Origin of the sequence: Bacteroides ihuae (assembly GCF_900104585.1) — a bacterium.
Classification (GTDB): domain Bacteria; phylum Bacteroidota; class Bacteroidia; order Bacteroidales; family Bacteroidaceae; genus Bacteroides; species Bacteroides ihuae.
On sequence record NZ_FNVX01000005.1, the window covers coordinates 217,687 to 238,049 of the forward strand.

Annotated in this window: 14 protein-coding genes and 1 tRNA gene; 12 read left to right on the top strand and 3 right to left on the bottom strand. The window is 39.4% G+C overall.

What is annotated here, in order from left to right:
• Positions 1–8 precede the first annotated feature (8 nt).
• The 3 genes from BQ5338_RS06565 (at position 9) to BQ5338_RS06575 (ending at position 4,406) form a co-directional block, all read left to right on the top strand.
• The gene (locus tag BQ5338_RS06565) at positions 9–890 is read left to right on the top strand and encodes an alpha/beta hydrolase (RefSeq protein ID WP_071146051.1); all 882 of its coding nucleotides are present in this window, start codon (positions 9–11) and stop codon (positions 888–890) included.
• Positions 891–915: 25 nt separating this feature from the next.
• Positions 916–3,303 carry a glycoside hydrolase family 3 N-terminal domain-containing protein gene (locus BQ5338_RS06570; protein WP_071146052.1) on the top strand — a complete coding sequence of 796 codons (2,388 nt, stop codon included), beginning with the start codon at positions 916–918 and terminating at the stop codon, positions 3,301–3,303.
• 164 nt (positions 3,304–3,467) lie between these two features.
• Positions 3,468–4,406, top strand: a complete 939-nt coding sequence (locus tag BQ5338_RS06575; RefSeq protein WP_071146053.1) for a hypothetical protein — start codon at positions 3,468–3,470, stop codon at positions 4,404–4,406.
• Between the two features lie 57 nt (positions 4,407–4,463).
• Here the strand turns inward: BQ5338_RS06575 and BQ5338_RS06580 are convergent, their stop codons facing one another.
• The gene (locus BQ5338_RS06580; protein WP_071146054.1) at positions 4,464–4,976 is read right to left on the bottom strand and encodes a TlpA family protein disulfide reductase; all 513 of its coding nucleotides are present in this window, start codon (positions 4,974–4,976) and stop codon (positions 4,464–4,466) included.
• 264 nt (positions 4,977–5,240) lie between these two features.
• Between BQ5338_RS06580 and BQ5338_RS06585 the strand changes: the two genes are divergently transcribed.
• The 6 genes from BQ5338_RS06585 (at position 5,241) to BQ5338_RS06605 (ending at position 12,667) form a co-directional block, all read left to right on the top strand.
• A complete protein-coding gene (locus BQ5338_RS06585) occupies positions 5,241–6,692 on the top strand; it encodes a radical SAM/SPASM domain-containing protein (protein WP_071146055.1) in 1,452 nt (483 codons plus the stop codon).
• A gap of 35 nt (positions 6,693–6,727) precedes the next feature.
• Entirely contained in the window at positions 6,728–7,372 is a 645-nt protein-coding gene (locus tag BQ5338_RS06590; protein WP_071146056.1) for a hypothetical protein, read from the top strand.
• A gap of 466 nt (positions 7,373–7,838) precedes the next feature.
• On the top strand, positions 7,839–8,174 hold the full coding sequence (locus BQ5338_RS06595) for a DsrE family protein (protein WP_071146057.1): 336 nt from the start codon (positions 7,839–7,841) through the stop codon (positions 8,172–8,174).
• A gap of 40 nt (positions 8,175–8,214) precedes the next feature.
• The gene (locus tag BQ5338_RS06600) at positions 8,215–8,910 is read left to right on the top strand and encodes a glycine zipper family protein (RefSeq protein ID WP_071146812.1); all 696 of its coding nucleotides are present in this window, start codon (positions 8,215–8,217) and stop codon (positions 8,908–8,910) included.
• A 357-nt stretch (positions 8,911–9,267) separates the two neighbouring features.
• Positions 9,268–9,417 carry a hypothetical protein gene (locus BQ5338_RS16835; RefSeq protein ID WP_159431315.1) on the top strand — a complete coding sequence of 50 codons (150 nt, stop codon included), beginning with the start codon at positions 9,268–9,270 and terminating at the stop codon, positions 9,415–9,417.
• A gap of 667 nt (positions 9,418–10,084) precedes the next feature.
• On the top strand, positions 10,085–12,667 hold the full coding sequence (locus BQ5338_RS06605; protein WP_071146058.1) for an SIR2 family protein: 2,583 nt from the start codon (positions 10,085–10,087) through the stop codon (positions 12,665–12,667).
• Positions 12,668–13,058: 391 nt separating this feature from the next.
• Here BQ5338_RS06605 and BQ5338_RS06610 read toward each other — a convergent pair.
• Positions 13,059–13,132, bottom strand: a tRNA-Ala gene (locus tag BQ5338_RS06610).
• 112 nt (positions 13,133–13,244) lie between these two features.
• On the opposite strand from BQ5338_RS06610, the gene BQ5338_RS06615 reads away from it, so the two are divergent.
• The 3 genes from BQ5338_RS06615 to pulA are packed head-to-tail and all read left to right on the top strand — an operon-like array spanning position 13,245 to position 16,162.
• A complete protein-coding gene (locus BQ5338_RS06615; protein WP_071146059.1) occupies positions 13,245–13,553 on the top strand; it encodes a DUF4286 family protein in 309 nt (102 codons plus the stop codon).
• On the top strand, positions 13,550–14,122 hold the full coding sequence (ruvC, locus tag BQ5338_RS06620; protein WP_071146060.1) for a crossover junction endodeoxyribonuclease RuvC: 573 nt from the start codon (positions 13,550–13,552) through the stop codon (positions 14,120–14,122). The genes BQ5338_RS06615 and ruvC overlap by 4 nt, the downstream gene beginning before the upstream one ends.
• Positions 14,123–14,164: 42 nt before the next feature.
• Positions 14,165–16,162: a type I pullulanase gene (gene pulA, locus BQ5338_RS06625; RefSeq protein ID WP_394331131.1), complete on the top strand. Its 1,998-nt coding sequence runs from the start codon at positions 14,165–14,167 to the stop codon at positions 16,160–16,162.
• Between the two features lie 10 nt (positions 16,163–16,172).
• On the opposite strand, the gene BQ5338_RS06630 is transcribed toward pulA, so the two are convergent.
• Positions 16,173–20,312 (bottom strand): hybrid sensor histidine kinase/response regulator transcription factor, encoded by a 4,140-nt coding sequence (locus tag BQ5338_RS06630; protein ID WP_235816409.1) that lies wholly within the window; start codon positions 20,310–20,312, stop codon positions 16,173–16,175.
• Positions 20,313–20,363: the final 51 nt, after the last annotated feature.

Below are 20,363 nucleotides of genomic sequence, written 5' to 3' on the forward strand. Positions count from 1 at the left end.
AAGAAACCATGAAAAAAATAAAATTTTCCATTCTCATGAGTGTTATGCTCATCTGTTCGCTGGCACAAGCCCAACAAGTCATTCATTTGTATGACGGAGTTGCTCCCGGATCAGAAAATCAAACCCAGAAAGAGGTACAAACTTATTCTGAGATGTTCAAAACGGAAGTGGTGTACAACGTAACTGATCCTACGCTATTGGTCTATAAGCCTGAAGCAGGAGTGAAGAATACGGGTACCTCTGTGATTATAGCTCCCGGAGGAGGATTTATGAGCCTTTCTATCAACCGTGAGGGAGTAGATTTGGCCAAATGGTTAAGCAAGAAAGGTATAACAGCTTTTGTACTGAAGTATCGTTTGATGGAATGCAAAAGTGGTGATCCGGCTAAGGAGATGATGAATGGTTTGAAGGATCGTGCGGTGTACGAGAAGAACACAGCATCAGATATTGTTTTAGCCACGCAGGATGCCCGTATGGCAGTGAAGTACGTACGTGCTCATGCAATTCAACTGGGAGTAGATCCACAGAAACTTGGCTTTATTGGCTTTTCTGCCGGGGCAACTGTCTGCTTGCAAACAGTTCTCGACAATAGCAAAGAGTTGACACCAAACTTTGCTGCTTCTATCTATGGAGGGCCTGCGCCAGCTTTACTCAATGGTCAGCTGCCTACAGACAAACTTCCTTTGTTTATTTGCGCTGCAACGAATGATCAGTTGAAGCTTACTCCAAAGAGCGTGCAACTGTACACCAAGTGGTTTGACGCACAGTATCCTGTAGAAATGCATTTGTTTGCTGAGGGCGGACATGGATTTGGAATGGGAACACAAAATCTTCCTGTAGACGGTTGGAAAGATCTGTATTACCGCTGGATGCAGTCCATCGGATTCTAATTAAAATGAACTAATCCTTATTATAATGATTAAAAAATATCCAATTTTCAAATTGGCTTTATTGTCTGTAATAGCACTAAGTTTGCCGTTACAGGCTTCACAGCCCGCTTATTCGGTGCCTAAAAGACTGGAGACAACTGTAGTCAGTCGGCAAAATGATAAACGAATAAGCAAACTGGTGTCTAAAATGACACTCGAAGAAAAAGCGGCTTTCTTGTGCGGTACGGGCATGCCCGGTTTTAACGGGCTGACTCCGGTAGTTGGTGAAGTAAATGAAGGTCGCGTGCCGGGTGCTGCCGGAGCCACTTATGCTATTGATTGGTTGAAAATTCCTGCCATTGTGGTAGCTGATGGTCCTGCGGGACTTCGTATCAGACCTACTCGCAAGAATGATGACCAAACTTACTACGCAACAGCTTTTCCTGTGGGCACTGCACTTGCTTCCAGTTGGAACACAGAGCTGATATACAATGTTGGTAAAGCGATGGGTAGTGAAGTGAAAGAATATGGAGTCGATGTATTGCTTGCTCCCGCACTCAACATTCATCGTAATCCACTTTGTGGACGTAACTTTGAGTACTATTCAGAAGACCCGTTGATAGCCGGAAAAACTGCGGCTGCTATGGTTTCGGGTGTTCAAAGTAATGGAGTAGGAACCTCTGTCAAGCATTTTGCGGCAAATAATCAGGAAACGAATCGCTTGTCCATTAATGCTCATGTGAGCGAGCGTGCCATGCGTGAAATCTACCTGAAAGGTTTCGAGATTGTAGTGAAAGAGGCACATCCGTGGACAGTGATGTCTTCTTATAATTTGATTAACGGTACTTACACTTCTGCCCGCAAAGACTTGTTGACTGATATTTTGAGAAATGAATGGGGCTTTGATGGCATCGTGATGACCGATTGGTTTGGTGGTTATGCTGGTTTTTCTTCTCTGGGAGGAACCAGTAATGTAGCTGCACAAATCTCTGCAGGTAACGATTTGCTTATGCCCGGCATGAAGCCGCAGAGAGAATCTATCATTGCAGCTGTAAAGGCAGGTACACTTTCGATGAAAGATATCGATGCTTCTGTAACTAGAATCCTTCAGCTTATTTATAAGACCCCAACCACCCATAATTATCAATACTCCAATAAGCCCGATCTGAAAGCACATGCCGAGATTACTCGCCAGGCAGCAGCAGAAGGCATGGTGCTGTTGAAGAATGATAACAGAGTATTCCCGATTGCCAAGAACAATAAGATTGCAGCATTCGGAACCACTACGTATCATTTTATCTCTGGCGGAACGGGCAGTGGAGACGTGAATGAAGCTTACACTGTTTCGCTGATTGAAGGGTTGAAAAACGTTGGCTATACCCTCGATGAAGATCTAGTTCATTTATATACTCCGTTTGTAGAAAGTGAAGTGAATAGAATCGCTGCATTGAAAAAAGGAATCCTCGATGCACCTGTTCCTCTGAGTGAACTCGAACTGACTAATGAACAGATAGAAGCGCAGGCTAATGAGGCACAAGTGGGCCTTATCACTATTGGCCGTAATTCGGGTGAAGGCAGCGATCGTGCTGTAAACAATGATTTCAATCTAACTGATGAAGAGCAGATTCTGATTGCGCGAGTGGCCGATGCTTTTCATGCGCAAGGTAAGGCCGTGGTTGTGATACTCAATGTTGGCGGAGTTGTGGAGACAGCCAGTTGGAAGAATAAAGTAGACGGCATTTTGCTTTCATGGCAGCCGGGACAAGAAGGTGGCAATTCTGTTGCAGATGTGTTGTGTGGCAACGTAACCCCTTCGGGCAAACTACCGATGACTTTCCCTATGAATTACTTTGATACTCCTTCGGCTACGAACTGGATTGGAACACCGAAAGCAGACCCCAAAGAAGTAACTTATGCCGAGGGGGTGTATGTGGGCTATAGATATTACAATACTTTCCATGTACAACCTTCTTATGAGTTTGGCTATGGTTTGTCTTATACCACATTCTCTTATTCTGACTTGAGATTGAGCCGTGCTACTTTTGACGGAAAGATGATAGTGAATGTAACCGTGAAGAACACAGGTAAAACAGCCGGAAAAGAGGTTGTTCAACTCTACCTTTCTGCTCCTGAAGGTACATTAGATAAACCTGTGGCAGAATTGAAAGGCTTTGCTAAAACAACGTTGTTGCAGCCGGGACAAAGTGAAACGGTGACATTGACACTCACTGATAGTGATTTGGCCTCGTTCTGTGAAAAAGAGAGTGCTTGGATTGCAGAAGCCGGACAATATAAGGTTGCTATTGGAGCCTCTTCAATGGACATCCGTCAGCAGGCCTCGTTCACTTTACCGCAAACAAAGATTTTGGAGAAAGTGAAACCAGCCTTTGCGCCTGATAAGAGCTTTGTAGATTTGAAGGCACCTAAGCCTTAGTATAATAAGAGGGAGCTTTTATATAGATTTGCCAGAATAAATTTTCTATATTTGTAATAAATAAAATAAGAATTCATGTAATAAATTTGATTATTGTTTATTTAGTCTATATTTTTGTAATCAGCAATGAGACTGTAACATCTGTTTACGAATAAATTTAGACTATGGAACCAGAAAAACTATTCAAATTCTTATTTTTTCTCCTCTCTATCCTTAGTGGGGTATCTTGTAGCAACGATGATTCGCTTATTAAGCCTTCAACCTCTTTCGTCTCCATGGAAGGAGAGGGCGGTGAAAGTGTTATCACATTTGACAATGCTGACTGGACGATTGCCAGAGTGATCAATAAAGACGGTAACATCAACCTTACTGGAAATATTTATTCTAAGGATGGCGAATTGTTAAGCGAATCAACTCCTTTAACCTTGAGTGGCTTGGGGAGTATGGAATCTATTTGGTCCGATAAAGGTTGTAGGATTGTTCGCGATACACCGACTTCATTGAAAATTATTCTTAATGAGAATATGACCGATGATGATTTCAATTTTATCATCTTACTTCAGTTGGGGCAAGAAGAAAAGGAAATAACTGTGCAACAGAAAAAATCAGAAGGTTATACGTTTGATAAGATAGAATATGCTCTGAATGAAGGTGATGGAGATTCAATCTACACTGGTGAATCGAAACGGTCTTCATTCAATTATTCTGAGCCTTTCGAACTAACGATGGATGCTATGATCGATATACTCCAAAAAAGTTATTTTGAAAGTACGGAAAGTGATGCTTTCTTGTGGACTGATAACGATTCAATTCTGGTAAAAACTCCTTCTAGTATCTACAATGGTACAATATATTATGCAAATGTGAAATCTGTTTATAACAACCTTGTTAGCAAAAAACCACTAACTTACAAGGTGACTGAAACGATGACTATTCCCGCAGGTAAATTGAAACTAGAGACAGAAATAGAGTATCGCAGACTTAAGGTGTCGTATCTGTTGACACTGATAAATAATCGGACGGGAGAGAAAAAGACTATTCATGGTAAGTGGATTGATATTCTGCCAATAGGCAGTTATAGCACGATATCAAGTGATGAGTAAAAGAATAGCCATTGATTCATCGGATCAATGGCTATTCTTCTCTATTATGTTTTGGCATTATTTTAGCGCAGCTTCAATTTTGCTCATTACGTTTTCAAATTCTTCTTCTGTGTAACCAACGCTGATGTTTATTACTTTCCCGTCTTTCCCGATCAGATAACTTCTGGGGATACTACTACTAGCAAAGGTATCAAAGATGATGCGTCCTTTGTCCGGATAGAGTGGAAAAGTAAAGCCTTTCTTTATGTTATACTTTTGTAGTTCAGCATCTGTGTGATCACGTCCTATAACAAGTAACTTAAAATCAGCATTATCTTTTAGCTTAGGCCACAACTTAGCCTGTACGGCAGCCAGTTCCAACTGACAAGGTGGACACCAAGTGGCGAAGAAATTCACCAAAACCACTTTCCCCTCTAAATCGGAGGACTTAAATATATCTCCATTGTCCGATACGATATTAAAAGCGGGCATCGTATCACCTACTTTTATCTTTTCCGAATTCTCCTTTTGTGCCTTTGCACTAAATGCAGCACATACGAGAACTAAACAAACTATAATCCCTTTTCTCATAACTACTCAATTTAAATGAATGATAAGGCAAAGATATAAAATATTAGTGATCAAGCTTTCAAAAACAACTATTTAGTAAAACTAAGATTCTGATGAAAATAAAGTGTTGCGATTTTATCTTTATTTTTTCATCAAAAAAAGAACTTTTATGACAACAAAAAAAGTAGATAGAACGTTTATATATTTTCAACCTTATTTTACACTATAATTTAACATTAAAAGATAATAATCATCACATTATCAATTATATAAATAGAGAAAATTATGGAAGACACAATGAGAAAATACCAACCTGTAACTGCTGTATGGGAAGTGACGATGGGGTGTAATATGAATTGTACACATTGTGGATCGTCATGTAATAAACCTTATGCTGATGAATTAACTACTAGCGAAGCTCTTTCGTTGATAAAAGAGATGGCTCAATTGGGTGTGAAATGGGTTACATTATCGGGTGGAGAACCCCTGACAAGAGAAGATTTACCACAACTAATAAAATGTTTGAGAGAGAATGGTCTGGGTGCCAATGTGATTACAAACGGATGGCTGTTGGCTGAAAAAGCACATTTGCTGAAAGAAGCAGGGGTATGTGTTGTGGCTATAAGCATCGATGGCACGAAAGAAATTCATGACACTATCCGCCGTCAAGGTTCTTTCGAACGAGATATGGAAGGAATACGTCTGTTGCGCCAACTGGGTATAGAAGTAGGAGCTATTACGACCATCACAAAGAAAAACCTAGCTAACCTGAAGGAATTGCGCGAAAAATTAATTGAGGCTGGTGTGGATTCTTGGCAGGTGCAAATTGGACTACCAATGGGAAACTTGCTGAAGCATAAGGAGAATGTGATGACTCCGGAACATGTAGATGAAATTATCGATTTTTGTTATGAGACAGCACTCGACGGTAGAATTCGGATGTATCCGGCCGATTGTATAGGATACTATACGGTGAAAGAGCAGGAAGTGAAGAGGCGCTCGTACAATGCGGAGAATGTATTGTGGGAAGGCTGTAATGCAGGTATCAGAGGCTTTGGCGTGTTGCAAAACGGTGATGTTATAGGCTGTACGTCTGTAAGAGACAAAGAATTTATTGAGGGAAACATCCGTGAGCGTTCGCTAAATGATATCTGGAATGATGAGAACGCTTTTCGGTGGCGTCGGGAGTTGAAAAAAGAGATGCTAAGTGGAGAGTGCCAGAAGTGTATTTATGGCAGTAAGTGTTTGGGGGGATGTGCCAACACTCGATTAACCATGGAAGGTTCGATATATGGAGAAAATAAGTACTGTTCGTACAACGTGTATCTGAAGAAGAAAATGGAAGAAATAAGAAGAATAAAAGACGTGAACCACATTCAGGAAAAAGCCCAAGATGCTTTGCAGCACGATGAAGTGCAGGTGGTGGCTCTGCTGGCAAAGCATGGCGTAGCGCTCGATAAAAATAATTTGGAGCTATATAAATTGAAGGGATATGCCGATTTTATGTGTGGCAATTATGCGGATGCGGAGAAAAGTAACTCCGAAGCTCTCAAATTGTGCGGAGAGGATGCGTATGCCTTGAAAGGATTGGCGTTGTCTATGTACAAACAAGACAAATATCCGCTGGAAGATGTGATTCGCTTAATGGAGAGAGCGAACAGTTTGAATGGCGGCACAGATAATGATATTCTACACGACTTGAATCTTTTGCGACAGAAAAGTCTGGTTTCCAGATGATATAAATCTTATGTTTAACATTAAATTAAAGTTCAATGGAAGAATCAATTACTGCCTATCAAGGCAAAAGTTTCAATGTGACTCTGCAATCGTATTTAGGAAGTACGAATTATGGATGGTGTTTGATCTCATTGCCGAAAGGCATTATTCTGGCAGGACAGATAAATGAACCTGTAGATTGCTGTGGGAGAAGTTCGCTTGTGAATCAGATTTTTTTCTTTATTGCTACTGAGGCTTCTCAAAGCCAACTTGAACTGGACTTTGGATTGTGCTGTCTCACGCAAAATCCGTCGGCTGTGACTCCATTTAAGTATGAAGAGAAAGTTACAGTATTTGTAAACGTAGTTCCGGCTAATACAATTGAAGGAAGCAAATTTGTGAAATACAGCGACAATGCCGCCGTTTATTCTCCCAGTACGGGCAATGATCTGATGGCAGCCTTGAAGTATGGCTATCCTTGTGATCTGGAAACTAATGTTGGTTTGAAATATGGTTATCCATGCAGTCAGGACGCCTCCACTCTCATGAAATACGGCTACCCCTGTGGTCAGGAAGCAGCAGGTGTTGTGTTGAAGTATGGCTATCCTTGTGCACAAGATGCAGGAACATTGGTAAAGTATGGCTATCCATGCGATCAGGCTAATATTGCAGCTTTCAAATATGGATACCCCGGATGTTAAACGTACTTTGGTATTATTAATTGACGTCCGATAAATCATATAAGTTCAGCGTGGTTAACTAGTTACTTCGCCACGCTGAACTAACTAGTTAACCGCGGTTAACTAGTTAGTTCTATCAATCCCTCTCACAAGGCTTGTAAGGGGCGTTATAAATATTGACAGATGGAGTGGCGCTAGTACGCCTGCTTATCTGGTCGGACTTATTCTTTTTCTTTGCTACAATCTGCTCATCCTTTTTCCAATAGAGGTCTTGAACTCTAAACAGGAGGAAGCATAGCCCTACCGTTTTATGTTAGCTATTTCTATTTTATGCCAGCTACTGCTGTTGAGAACAGCCAACAATATTTTTCCAGAAGTTTAGGAAATAATAATCTTAAGAAATTCTTTTTTTTAATAACTTAGCAGTCGTAAAATAATCTTTTTAGGAATAACTGAACACAAATCGAAGATAGTAAATCACTATTATATGGACAAGCTTAATATTCTTTGGACAACGGACAACAAGGATACCATTTTCAATATGTTGTCAATGTATGCCACCAATTCTATTAGAAAGAATTGGTATGAGCAAGTGAATGTTATCATTTGGGGAGCTTCAGTAAAGCTGGCTGGTCATGATACGCAGGTACAGACTGAAATTATGGAGATGCTGCACGCAGGAGTAACCATTGAGGCTTGCAAAGACTGCTGTGATAATTTTGGAGTTACGGATACTTTAAATAAGCTTGGTGTAACAGTTCGTTATATGGGAGAACCGATGACTTCTTATATAAAGCAGGGAGAGTTCCTTATTACGGTGTAACATCAGCATTTAGCGAACCTCGTATTAAATGATAGTAGCCATGAGAAGACAAATAGCAATGTTATTACTTTCCACTCTTTTATTAAGTGGATGTGCCACAGGACGAATGGGAGATCCGAATGCCATGCTTGCGGGGGCTTCTGTCGGTGGATCTTTGGGAAATGCGGTAGGCGGTTTGATTGGGGAAAATAACAATGGTTGGAGAGGCGGATATCGTGGCTCAGCAATTGGAACGATCATTGGCACAATTGCCGGAGCGGCTATTGGTAATGCATTAACTACTCCCCAAGAAGAATCGACGAATAGCATTTATATTCCGGATACTCGCAATGAAATGTATTCAAGGCCGAATATTACAGAACGTCTTCGTGTTCAGCCGCCCTCAAATTTATTGAGATTGCGCAATATTCGTTTTATAGACGATGGTCGAAATCAAGCGATTGATGCCGGAGAAAATAGTAAAGTGATTTTTGAAGTCATGAACGAAGGACAAAGGCCTGCGTATAGCGTAGTCCCTATTGTGGAACAAGTGAGCAATATGAAATATATCGGTATTTCCCCATCGGTTATGATAGAACAAATTCTTCCGGGAGAAGGTATTCGCTACACTGCTACTGTTTATGCGGGTAATAAGTTAAAAGAAGGAGAGATTACTCTTCGTGTAGCGGTTTCCGATGAAAATGGAGTAATTTGTGATTCTCAGGAATTCACTGTGCCCGCTCATCAGAGAGACTAAAGATTGCTTCAAAAAAGATAAGGCATAATGAAAATACATGCTTGTGTCAATGATACTTTGCATGTAACTGTGTTCTGAAATGTGAAAGATTTGTTTTGGTAAAATAAGGTTTGATTAGCCGTTGTTTTTTGACTAATATTTTTAAGTGCTTCATCGATGAATATCGAGTGGATTGTTAGATACTTTTTCATGGCTGATAAGCCATGAAAAAGTATTCGATTATAGCGAATGTTTTCATTGAGCTATTGCCTGGAGTCGTTTCTATAAAACATTTCGTCTCGAGGCGTAACGGCAAACAGGCAACGTTTGCACATTGATTGAGTATTCAAATAAGTATGAAATTTTGGATACCTGAATGTGTTTTCGGTTGCTACGCTACGCTTGACAGTGGATGAATTGAAACACTATCGGGCCGATGATGTGCAGTATGTTAGTCATGCCGAAACTACAATTCGTGATAGTCTTGTTTATGTTACCGGTCCGGAAGCTTTTTCATTATTGGGATAAATGGTTAAGCATTGATGGTGTTTCGAGTATAATTGTGCAAAGTTGTGATAGTATTGCTTAGATTATGCATGCGGTTTATAAACGTAGATTCCTTTGGTGGCGGTGGGGATTGGAAGGAATTAGCTAGGAAGTTGTTAGTTTTAATCCTTGTCTACTATTGATTATTTGAGGTTTGTTAGAGAAAAAATAATCAAAATAAGTAATCTTTAGAACATTTATCGCTGCTCTTAATATCCATGTTTTTTATTAGGAATCTTTTGCTGCGTTTCTTTTTGATTTAATATCTTTGGCCATTACTGTCCCATTAAAATCTAAGATAATTCTTTAAAATATTTGAAACGTAGTTAGTTACAGAGATTTTCAAAGTAAACGGACTTGAAATCGTAGCTCGCATCGGATTAATTTGATAACATGCGTCTAAAAACGGAACCCTTCTTCTAGCCCTTGTAGCTAATTAATTCTCAAATAACAAAGAACGATCTGGACCAAATGGGCCAAGTTTATTTTTTTTCTAATAACGTCCCAATTTTAATGGGACACTAGTGATCTTTGGTTTACAAATTTAGATATTCTATTTTACTTTAAATAAGTGAAAAAAATATCGAAAAAAGATTGGATTAGATGTAATTATCGTATTTTTGTTTCAACTAACTGTTAAATCAATATTATGTATACATTAACTGATATAAGAAAAGAGCTGAAAGTAAAAGAACGTTCTGTGGCTGACTTGATCCGATATCTAAAAACAAGGACAGACGACAACCCTAACTATAGTTTGTTATTAGGAGCTGGATGTTCTGTCACATCTGGCATACGTTCAGCTAACGAATTAATAAAACAATGGAGGGCAGAAATTGTCGAATCCGAGGATGGTGAATCTTTATCTGATGAAGATATTAATAAATACCTTAACGGTTCGACTTGGTATAATTTCAGAAACCCATATTCATCTCTTTTTGAAAAACGCTATGATTTGCCACGGCAACGGAGAATGTTTGTTGAACAGGAAGTTAGAGATAAAATGCCATCTATTGGATATGCTTATCTTGTAAAATTAGTTGAATATAATTATCTTAAAACAATATTTACTACAAATTTTGACGACTTATTAAATGAAGCTTTTTATCAATTTTCCTCTGCTGGTCGTCCTATTGTTTGTGCACATGATTCAGCAATAAATAGTATAACCGTTACTTCTAAGAGACCTAAAATCATAAAACTTCATGGAGATTATTTGTTCGACGACATAAAAAGTACATTACGAGAAACCGAATCTCTAGAGGAAAATATTAAGAATAAATTTATCGAATTTGCTAAAGATTATGGATTAATAGTTGTTGGCTATGGGGGCAATGATAGATCTATTGTTGATGTAATAACTCATTTATTGAGGAATGAAGACTATTTTAAGCATGGAATATATTGGTGCTTAAGAGATGATAGCGAGGTTAACGATGATTTAAAGAAATTGTTATGGAAAGATCGTGTTTATTATGTTAGAATAGAGGGTTTTGATGAACTTTTTGCTGAGATTAACTCTCAACTTAATTCTGCTCAATTGCCAATTGATAGTAATTTTCTTAATGATAAAAAAATAGAAATGTTGAGTAAAATGACAGCAAACTTGTTTTTAAAAGAAACGAAATGCATCTATTTACGCAATGATTTTCAAAAAATAAACAAAACATTAGAACAAGATCCTGTTAATAATTTTTTTAGGTATATCCTTGATAAAGAAAATCTTGATGAGAGTAGAGATGATTCATCCTTTGAGCAAATAGATCAAGAGCATAATCCGACAAAAAAACAACTAAATGTTTTTGCGGAGATACAGTCTTCTTTTTTGCAGGATGACTACGAAAATGCTTTAAATATAATTGCGGATAATTTGAATAAATCGACAAAAAAAACATCTTTTCATAAAGGATTGTTGGAGCGTAAAGCTAAATGTTTATTTTTGATGAATAATAGTCCTGAAGCAATTCCTGTTTATGAAGATTTAATCGAGATATACGGAGATAATTCAAATTACTATATAAATTTATCCAACATGTATACGGATTATTCTTCAAAAATAGATGTATTGGACAAGGCCCTATTAAAATATAAATATAAAGCTATTTTGCATTATAAAAAGGCGGAATTAATGTATTCAAAATACGAAGATTCTCTAATTAAAAGTGATTTGCCTTTTACGCTTAGCGATATTGATTGTATTGTTGATGCCTGTCTTAAAATAGATCCTAGTATAGATAATGATTGTTGGATTATAAGATTTAAGTTACTAGATGATGGGAATGGTGATATAGAGCAAAAAATAGCTAAAATGAAAAATTTCTTAATTAGTTATGAGTTGCAAGATATATTTCATCCGGATTTAGTTAGCAAGAAAGTTCGTCTAATGTCTTTGGAGAAAACGAGTAAAGAGAATATTTATAGTTATATTGAGGAAAAAATAGAAAATTCAGAAACTCCCAGATATATAAAATATAACGAAATGATATTATTGAAAGAATACATGCGTCATCATGAGAAAGAGCTGTTGCTTAAAAGGATGAATAATATTGAAACTAAATATAAATTAGATGACGATTATTTACTGCTAAAATCAGAAATTATGTTTAATGAGTTTCATGATTTATATAAATCAATAGAACTTTTAAAGGGAATTAAGCGGAGAGATAAAACAGCAAGTAGAAAATTATTTACTTATTATTTGTATAATAATCAAATAGAGGCTGCTAGAGAGATTTTGAGGGAAGAACTTCCTAATAATAATAGTTTAAAAATCGAATTATTATCTCGTGAGCAAAAATACGATGAGGCTTTTTTATTAACAACAAAAGAGAGAATGAATGATGAAAATAATGAGGATTTGATTAATTTAGAGATCTTTTATTTGTTGAAATTGAAGAGGTATTCAGAAGCAGGTAATCTTGCATTTAAAATTTCAAATAAAATTTCAAATAAAAATGAAGTTCTTTTTATAAATTATTTACTATCTGAAAAGAAACAAAACAAGCCTATAAAACCAGAAAAAATTAGAACGAAACTTTTATGTGAAAATACAGAACTCATATACAAAGTGGCAGCTTCTATTCTTCTTGGAGAAACAAATGAAGCCTTTAAATATCTTAAGAAAGCTATTGAAGAAGATTATTCATGGAAGTACCGAATATCGGAATGGGTACTCTTTGAGGATTATCAAGATAATTCTATTTATAAAGAAATAGTAAGTCAAACTTCATGATAATAGTTTTTTAGCAAAGTAATGTTGACATTATTTGAAGGTGTTTTTTTTATATACAAATCAGTTTTAAACATAAAGACTGAGGGTCGTTTACTAAACCAGCTAGTTCTAAATCTTCCATTTTATTGGGTTTTTAGGATACTTTAAAAGATTTGTTGAGTTTGATTCTAGATACAATAAAAGCCCCGTGGAAATTAATTTTTATTTTTTCCGCTTTTGAGTTTTTTGGCTGGAACGACTGCTGTTTTAGGGTTGTCATAACAGTTTTGGATTCGTTCTTATGCCCAAAAGTGGGTGGAGAAGCGTTTTTTTATTCAAATCGAATCTTCGAGGAAAAAGGGAAAGTGCTCTCTAACGCTGTATTGCCAGGGCTTTGGCCTTTTTTGAAGAGTGGAGAGTATCGGACTCGAACCGATCACCTTAACACTGCCAGTGTTACGCTCTAGCCAGATGAGCTAACCCCCCATTACGTTTTCGGTCAATAAGGATAGATTTCCTTTTTTTGACGGGGCAAATATAATAGATTATTCTGAAATAATTGCTAAGTTTGCGGGGATAATCATAAAAAATATATATAATGTTGATTTATAATACGACCTACCAAATAGAGGATGAAGTACTTAGCACTTTTTTAATCTGGCTCAAAGAATGTTATATCCCTCAAGTAGAGATGGTTGGAATGCTAAAAAAACCAAGACTGTGTGAGGTGTTGAGTCATCGGAATGAGGATGGTGGTTCATCTTACTCACTACAGTGGGAGGTGGAAAGTTCGCTCTTGCTACATCGGTGGCACACGGAGCAGGGAAGACAACTCAATGAGGATTTAATCCATATATTCAATAATAGGGTGGTGGGATTTCCCACATTAATGGAGGTGAAGGAGTGATTCAACCGGTAAAGGAAAAGATTATTTTGGGTATCGATCCGGGGACGACGATCATGGGATACGGTGTGCTGAAGATTACGGGCACCAAACCTGAATTGATTGCGATGGGGGTAATCGACTTGAGAAAATATAAGGATCATTATCTGAAATTAGGTAAGATATTTGAGCGTGTCATTGGCATTATTGAGAGTTATCTACCTGATGAGGTTGCCATTGAGGCTCCGTTCTTTGGAAAGAATGTGCAGTCGATGTTGAAGTTGGGGCGTGCTCAGGGAGTAGCTATGGCAGCTGCGTTGAGTAGGGATATTCCAATAACAGAATATGCACCGCTAAAGATTAAAATGGCGATTACCGGCAAGGGACAGGCATCGAAAGAGCAGGTGGCGGATATGTTGCAACGCATGTTGCATATCTCGAAAGAGGATATGCCGACCTTTATGGATGCTACGGATGGACTGGCTGCGGCGTATTGCCATTACTTGCAGATGGGGCGACCTACTCTGGAGAAAGGTTACAGTGGTTGGAAGGATTTTATTTCAAAGAACCCTGATAAGGTGAAGAAGGTATAGATGATATTTTTTTAACAATAAAAGAATTGTAGAGAGATGAAAATGAATAATATTCTTGTTACCGGATTGTTGGCAATAATGTTGATCGCCTGTGCACCCTTGAAGAAAGAGTATGCTACTTTTGCAGAATATCCTGTGCGAGAGGAGGATCTTACGGAAATGGAATATACGGCGGCGGCCACGAAATTTGCTTTATGGTCTCCTACTGCTGATGAAGTAAGACTGATGTTGTTTGACTCCGGGCATGAGGGACATGCTTATCAGACGGTGCCGATGGAGCTTTCTGAGGATGGAACTTGGCGGGTAACAGTGAATAGAAATTTACTGGGTAAGTTTTATACGTTTAATGCGAAGATAAAAGATAAATGGCAGGGAGATACTCCGGGTATCAATGCTCATGCGGTAGGAGTGAACGGCAAGCGGGCAGCCATCATTGATATGCGGGCTACTGATCCTAAGGGCTGGGAAGCGGATAATCGCCCAACGTTGAAGTCTCCTGCGGATATAATTATTTACGAGATGCATCATCGTGATTTCTCGGTGCATGGGTCATCGGGCATGAAGTATAAGGGTAAGTTCTTAGCATTGACTGAGCGGGGTACGAAAAGCTCCGATAGTTTAAGCACGACCGGTATTGATCATCTGGTGGAACTCGGCGTGACGCATGTGCATCTCTTGCCGTCGTTTGACTTTGCATCGGTGGATGAAACACGGCTGAAGGATAAAAAATACAATTGGGGATACGATCCAATGAATTATAATGTACCGGAGGGTTCGTATGCTACCGACCCTTTTACTCCTTCTACTCGAATCAGAGAGTTTAAGAAGATGGTGCAGGCTTTGCATAAAGCGGGCATACGAGTTATATTGGATGTGGTGTATAATCATACTTATAGTGCTGCTGAAAGTGGCTTCGAACGTACAGCACCGGGCTATTTCTACCGACAAAAGCCTAATGGAGAGTTGGCTAACGGTTCGGGTTGTGGCAACGAAACTGCCAGTGAACGCCCCATGATGCGGAAGTTTATGATAGAATCGGTGCTTTACTGGATGAATGAATATCATGTTGACGGCTTTCGCTTCGACTTGATGGGGATACATGATCTTGAAACGATGAATGAAATTCGTCGGGCGGTGGATGCGGTAGATCCGTCTGTTTTCATCTATGGCGAGGGATGGGCGGCCGAGGCTCCTCAATTGCCTGCCGATTCATTGGCAATGAAGGCAAATGTAAAACGAATGCCTGATATTGCTGCTTTCTCTGACGAATTGCGTGATGGTCTTCGCGGGCCTTTCGATAAGAATAGTAAAGGTGCTTTCCTGGCAGGTGTTCCGGGAAACGAAGAGAGTATCAAGTTTGGTATTGTGGGTGCTGTGCAACATCCGCAGGTACGCTACCATTTAGTGAACTACAGCAAAGTGCCGTGGGCAAAAGAGCCTACGCAGATGATTAGTTATGTGTCTTGCCATGACGATATGTGTCTGGTAGATAGATTGAGAGCAAGTGTGCCCGGTATCACTCCGGAGCAGTTGGTGAAACTCGACAAATTAGCGCAGACGGCAGTGTTTACTTCTCAAGGGATTCCTTTTATTCTAGCGGGAGAGGAGATGATGCGCAATAAGAAAGGAGTACACAATAGCTTTGAAAGTCCTGATTCGATCAATGCCATTGATTGGCGGTTAAAGGCTATTCATTCGGATGTCTTTGCTTACTATAAGGGATTAATCGCTTTGCGCAAGGCACATCCTGCCTTTCGTATGGGGAGTGCTGAACTGGTTCGTAAATATTTAGAATTTCTGCCGGTGGAAGGAACTAACTTGATTGCATTCCGACTCAAAGGACATGCTAATGGTGATGCTTTTGAAGATATTATCGTTATTCTTAATGCAAATGCGCAGTTAGCTAAAGTAGCTGTGCCTGAAGGTAAATATACTGTTCTTTGCAAAGACGGTATGATAAACCTTGCAGGCGGATTGGGTGCAACTTATGGACCGGAGATGTATGTTGGAGCACAGTCGGCTTTGATCATAGGTAAATAAACAATCGAAGCTATTTAACTTCTTTTGCCTGAGCAGCTTGTTCTTTATATTCCGTGGGTGACATGCCATAAAACTCTTTGAAAGAATTAGAGAAGTGTGACAGATTTGCAAATCCTGTAGCATAAGCTACCTCGGAGATGGTCAGGTCTTTTTCATTGAAGAGAGCGGCAGCTTGCTTTAAACGAATACCACGAATAAAGTCACGTGCCGACTGATTTGTAAGCTCTTTGAGCTTGCGATGCATGTGTACGCGACTCATACCTGCATTGGCAGCTAGTAACTCTACATTCAGAGCCGGGTCGGAGAGGTGTTCGTTGATAGTTCTCATGATCTTTTCCATCAAAGCTTCGTCGGATGATTTCATTTCAAGTTTTGCCATCTTTTCGTCTACCTGTTTGCCGCCTATATATTTACTCTTCAAACGTTCACGATTACTAAGCAGGTTGCCGATGGTAGTGCGAAGTAGCTCTGTATTGAAAGGCTTCACAAGATATGCGTCGGCACCTATTTCAAGTCCCTCTAGTCGATCTTCCTGTTTCGATTTGGCTGTGAGTAATATAACGGGTATGTAGTTGATGTTGATGTTTTGTTTCATTTTTCGACAAAGAGTAATGCCGTCCATTTCGGGCATCATCACATCACTGATAACAAGATCTGGCTTTTCTTTTAGAGTGTATTCCAGTGCTTCACGTCCATTTACACACTCTGCTATATGGTATTCTTCATTCAATTCGTTACAGATGTAGTGACGTATTTCATCATCGTCTTCTACCACCAGAATTCGATAATGCGTTCTAGCTTTCATCTTTTTCGTGTGATCTTCTTCTCCTTGTGAAGCAGCATACTGGGCTGCTTCTTTTTCCATCGAGATAGGTTTCAGACTGGGTATTTCGGAAGGGTCTTCCAACTCATCTATCTCGAGATGGTCGCATCCCAACGGCAAACGAATGATGAAGCTTGTGCCCGGGCCATCTTTACGGTTTTTAGCTTTAATAATGCCATGATGTAGCTGTACGAGAGAACGTGAAAGATGCAGTCCGATACCTGTGCCAAAATTAGATTTGGTCAGGTCGTTATCTATCTGATAGAAGCGTTCGAAGATTTGTTCTACTTTATCTTGGTTAATGCCTATTCCCGTATCGGAGACGGTTATTTCAAAATAGTTTTTGAGCGGTCCACGTACATTTTCATCGTGACCAGTGGTTAGTTTTACCGAAATATTTCCTCCTTCGGGTGTATATTTGAAAGCATTAGAGAGGACATTCAGCAATACTTTATCGAAGTTATTGAGGTCTACCCAGACTTTCAGCTCTTCTTTGGGAATAGCAGCTTGCAGAGGTGTTTCAGCAAATTCATGCGTATCTAGGTTTGTTGTAAAGGTGAATGAGATATTTTTCTTCTGAGCCTGATAGTCGAAAGTTTGCATGAGGTCGTCAATGAACCCCACAATATCTGTTTCACGGAACTTTAGGTGCATTTGTCCCTTGTCAAGCTTACGAATGTCCATGAGCTGATTGATGAGTCGCAAAATACGTTGCGCATTGCGATAGATCATCAGGTAGGTGGTTTGTTTGGATGAGTTCTCAGCAATCAATTTTTCCAACGGACTAATAATGAGAGTCATTGGAGTTCGTATCTCGTGAGATATGTTGATGAAGAACTGTAATTTGGCTTCACTTATCTGCTCTTGGTGTTCACGTTTCAGCAACTCCTGTTTATGGCGTATGCGGGAAAGGAGGTACATGGTAATGGCATAAATAATTGCCACACTGAATATGGACCAGATGATGATGGCCCACCAAGTTTGGAACCAGGGTGGAGTGATAATGATGGTTACCGTTCGTATGTTTGAATAGTTATCGTGATCACATGCTCTTATTCGAAATGTATATTTACCCGGATTCAGGTTGCTGAAAGTAACGCGGTTTACTCCCGGACGGTTGCTGATCCATTCGTTGCCCAACTCATCTATTTTATATTGATAGCTGATGCGTTCAGGATTATTAAATTCGAGCACAGAGAATTCAATACTGAATGTGTTTTCGTTGTGAGCTAGCGTGAAGCGATCGGCATCCATAACGGAAGTATCGGTTATCACGTTATTTCCCGATTTATCTCCTTTTCTCACAACATGATTAGAGATAGATAGCTCGGTAATAATTACTTTCAACTCTTTCTTTTGCTCAGTTATTTCTTCGGGAAAGAAGCTTGTGATACCGTTTGTTCCACCAAAGTAGATTTTGCCACGAATGTCTTTGAATAGTGCACCACGTGTAAACTCATTGCCCTGAATGCCATCGCACGCATAGTAATTGATGAACTTTTTTTCTTTGACTATTAGCTTGGCAATTCCTTGGTGAGTACTTATCCAGATGTTGCCCCGCTCATCTTCCGCCAGTCCGCAGATAACATCACTGGGCAACCCGTTGGCCGTGGTGAATTGTGTGGTGTTTGATTGTTTCCTATCAAAACAAGCTAATCCTTCCGAAGTACCTGCCCATATACGCCCATCTGATGCTTCGAGTAATGTATAAACGACATATCCCGGTAACAGATTATTCCTATTCTTATAATTAATAAAGGTTTTTTTCTTCGCGTTGAAGCAAGAAAGTCCTTTGTAGGTTCCGATCCAAAGCATTCCGCTCCGATCTTTCATGATACAATTAATCCAATCGTTTGGCAATTTATCGATCTTCCAATCATCATTTTCGCTTCGTGTAGATTCATAGTGTGTCACGGTGCGATTTTTCAGATTCATCTTATACATACCTGATCCATAAGTCCCGATCCATAAGTTCTTATCACCATCCTCTGTAAGGCAAAACACCTTCTCATTCCCACCATCGTTAACTCCTTTAGATGACAAGCCAGTGATGTATTCGCACTGCCCGGTATGTTTGTTGACTTTCGCCAGTCCATTAAAATAAGATCCGATCCATAAGTCTTGATTAGAGTCCTCGAATATACACATGATTGTTCCCGGTACCGAATGAGGATTGCCCGCTTGAGGAGAATAGTGTGCTAATTGTTCCCCTTTGTCATTAATGGCATATAGTCCGTCATTGTCTGTACCCACCCAGGTAGTACCTGATTTGTCCGTACAGATGGCCATGACACAACTAGAGCCGATTGTGTTCTTTCGGATTGATTTATAGCCATAATAACCAAATTTGTTTGGTGTTCCGGGGATAAGAATAATTCCTTTTTGAAAGATACCCAACCAGAGGTTTCCATCTTTATCTTCAATGAGCGAGTGAATTTTCGATTTGGAGAAATCGAAAGGAGCTGCATTGATTTCACTATCCTCTATTATATTTTTGCTAGCATTGTACTCTTTGAGTCCTTCTCCATCTGTACCAATGAACAAACGCCCTTGTTTATCGAGCATAAGCGTACGGATATTAAGTTGCACGTTCTTTTTGTAGGGAACGGGTTGAAATTTATTTCCTTTACTTCCTGCAGGTAATTTAAATAGTCCTCCGGTTAGCGTACCAAGATAAATGTTTCCTTTTCTATCTTCAGAGATGGCATACACATCGTCGCTTGAAAGATCTTGTGGAGCTTTGAAATGTTTCATTGTTTTCCTTTCGGGTGAATAACAGAATACCCCCTTATCTTCTGTGGCAATCCACAAGTTCTGCTTTGAATCTTCAAAAATCACGTTCAGGAAATTGCTGTGCATCTTTTCTATCAATGCTGATTCTGTCTGGAATTCTTGCGTGCCTCTGCCTTTTTTCAATGAAATGACTCCTTGTCCCGATGTTGCGATCCAAATATCCCCATTCCTTCGTTCCACAATAGAGGTGATATGCGGGTTAGACCTTCCGTCTTTGCGACGGATATGCACCTCCTTGAAAGAATCAGTAGCCCGATCATACAGTTGCAAACCATTGATACATCCTATCCAGAAGCGACCGAAACTATCTTCGAAAAGCGTGCGTACGTAGTTGTTCTTTATGCTGGTGCTGTCGGAAGCAGCATGCTTATAGATGGAAAAGCGCGCTCCATCAGAACGGTTTAGTCCGTTTTCCGTAGCAATCCAGATAAAGCCTTTCTTATCCTGATAGACTTGGTTGATGAGACTGTTGGATAGTTCTTTGTCAGTAGAATAGAATTTGCCTGTTTGCGCTTTCGCATGGAAAGGTAACATTAATATAAGGAGAGCAATGATGACTGCCGAGGTGAATTTCTTCATAAATTA

Coding starts and splice junctions, on each gene's coding strand:
- BQ5338_RS06565 (WP_071146051.1), top strand. CDS start 9: ATGAAAAAAATAAAATTTTCCATTCTCATGAGTGTTATGCTCATCTGT.
- BQ5338_RS06570 (WP_071146052.1), top strand. CDS start 916: ATGATTAAAAAATATCCAATTTTCAAATTGGCTTTATTGTCTGTAATA.
- BQ5338_RS06575 (WP_071146053.1), top strand. CDS start 3,468: ATGGAACCAGAAAAACTATTCAAATTCTTATTTTTTCTCCTCTCTATC.
- BQ5338_RS06580 (WP_071146054.1), bottom strand. CDS start 4,976: ATGAGAAAAGGGATTATAGTTTGTTTAGTTCTCGTATGTGCTGCATTT.
- BQ5338_RS06585 (WP_071146055.1), top strand. CDS start 5,241: ATGGAAGACACAATGAGAAAATACCAACCTGTAACTGCTGTATGGGAA.
- BQ5338_RS06590 (WP_071146056.1), top strand. CDS start 6,728: ATGGAAGAATCAATTACTGCCTATCAAGGCAAAAGTTTCAATGTGACT.
- BQ5338_RS06595 (WP_071146057.1), top strand. CDS start 7,839: ATGGACAAGCTTAATATTCTTTGGACAACGGACAACAAGGATACCATT.
- BQ5338_RS06600 (WP_071146812.1), top strand. CDS start 8,215: ATGAGAAGACAAATAGCAATGTTATTACTTTCCACTCTTTTATTAAGT.
- BQ5338_RS06605 (WP_071146058.1), top strand. CDS start 10,085: ATGTATACATTAACTGATATAAGAAAAGAGCTGAAAGTAAAAGAACGT.
- BQ5338_RS06615 (WP_071146059.1), top strand. CDS start 13,245: ATGTTGATTTATAATACGACCTACCAAATAGAGGATGAAGTACTTAGC.
- pulA (WP_394331131.1), top strand. CDS start 14,165: ATGAATAATATTCTTGTTACCGGATTGTTGGCAATAATGTTGATCGCC.
- BQ5338_RS06630 (WP_235816409.1), bottom strand. CDS start 20,312: ATGTTACCTTTCCATGCGAAAGCGCAAACAGGCAAATTCTATTCTACT.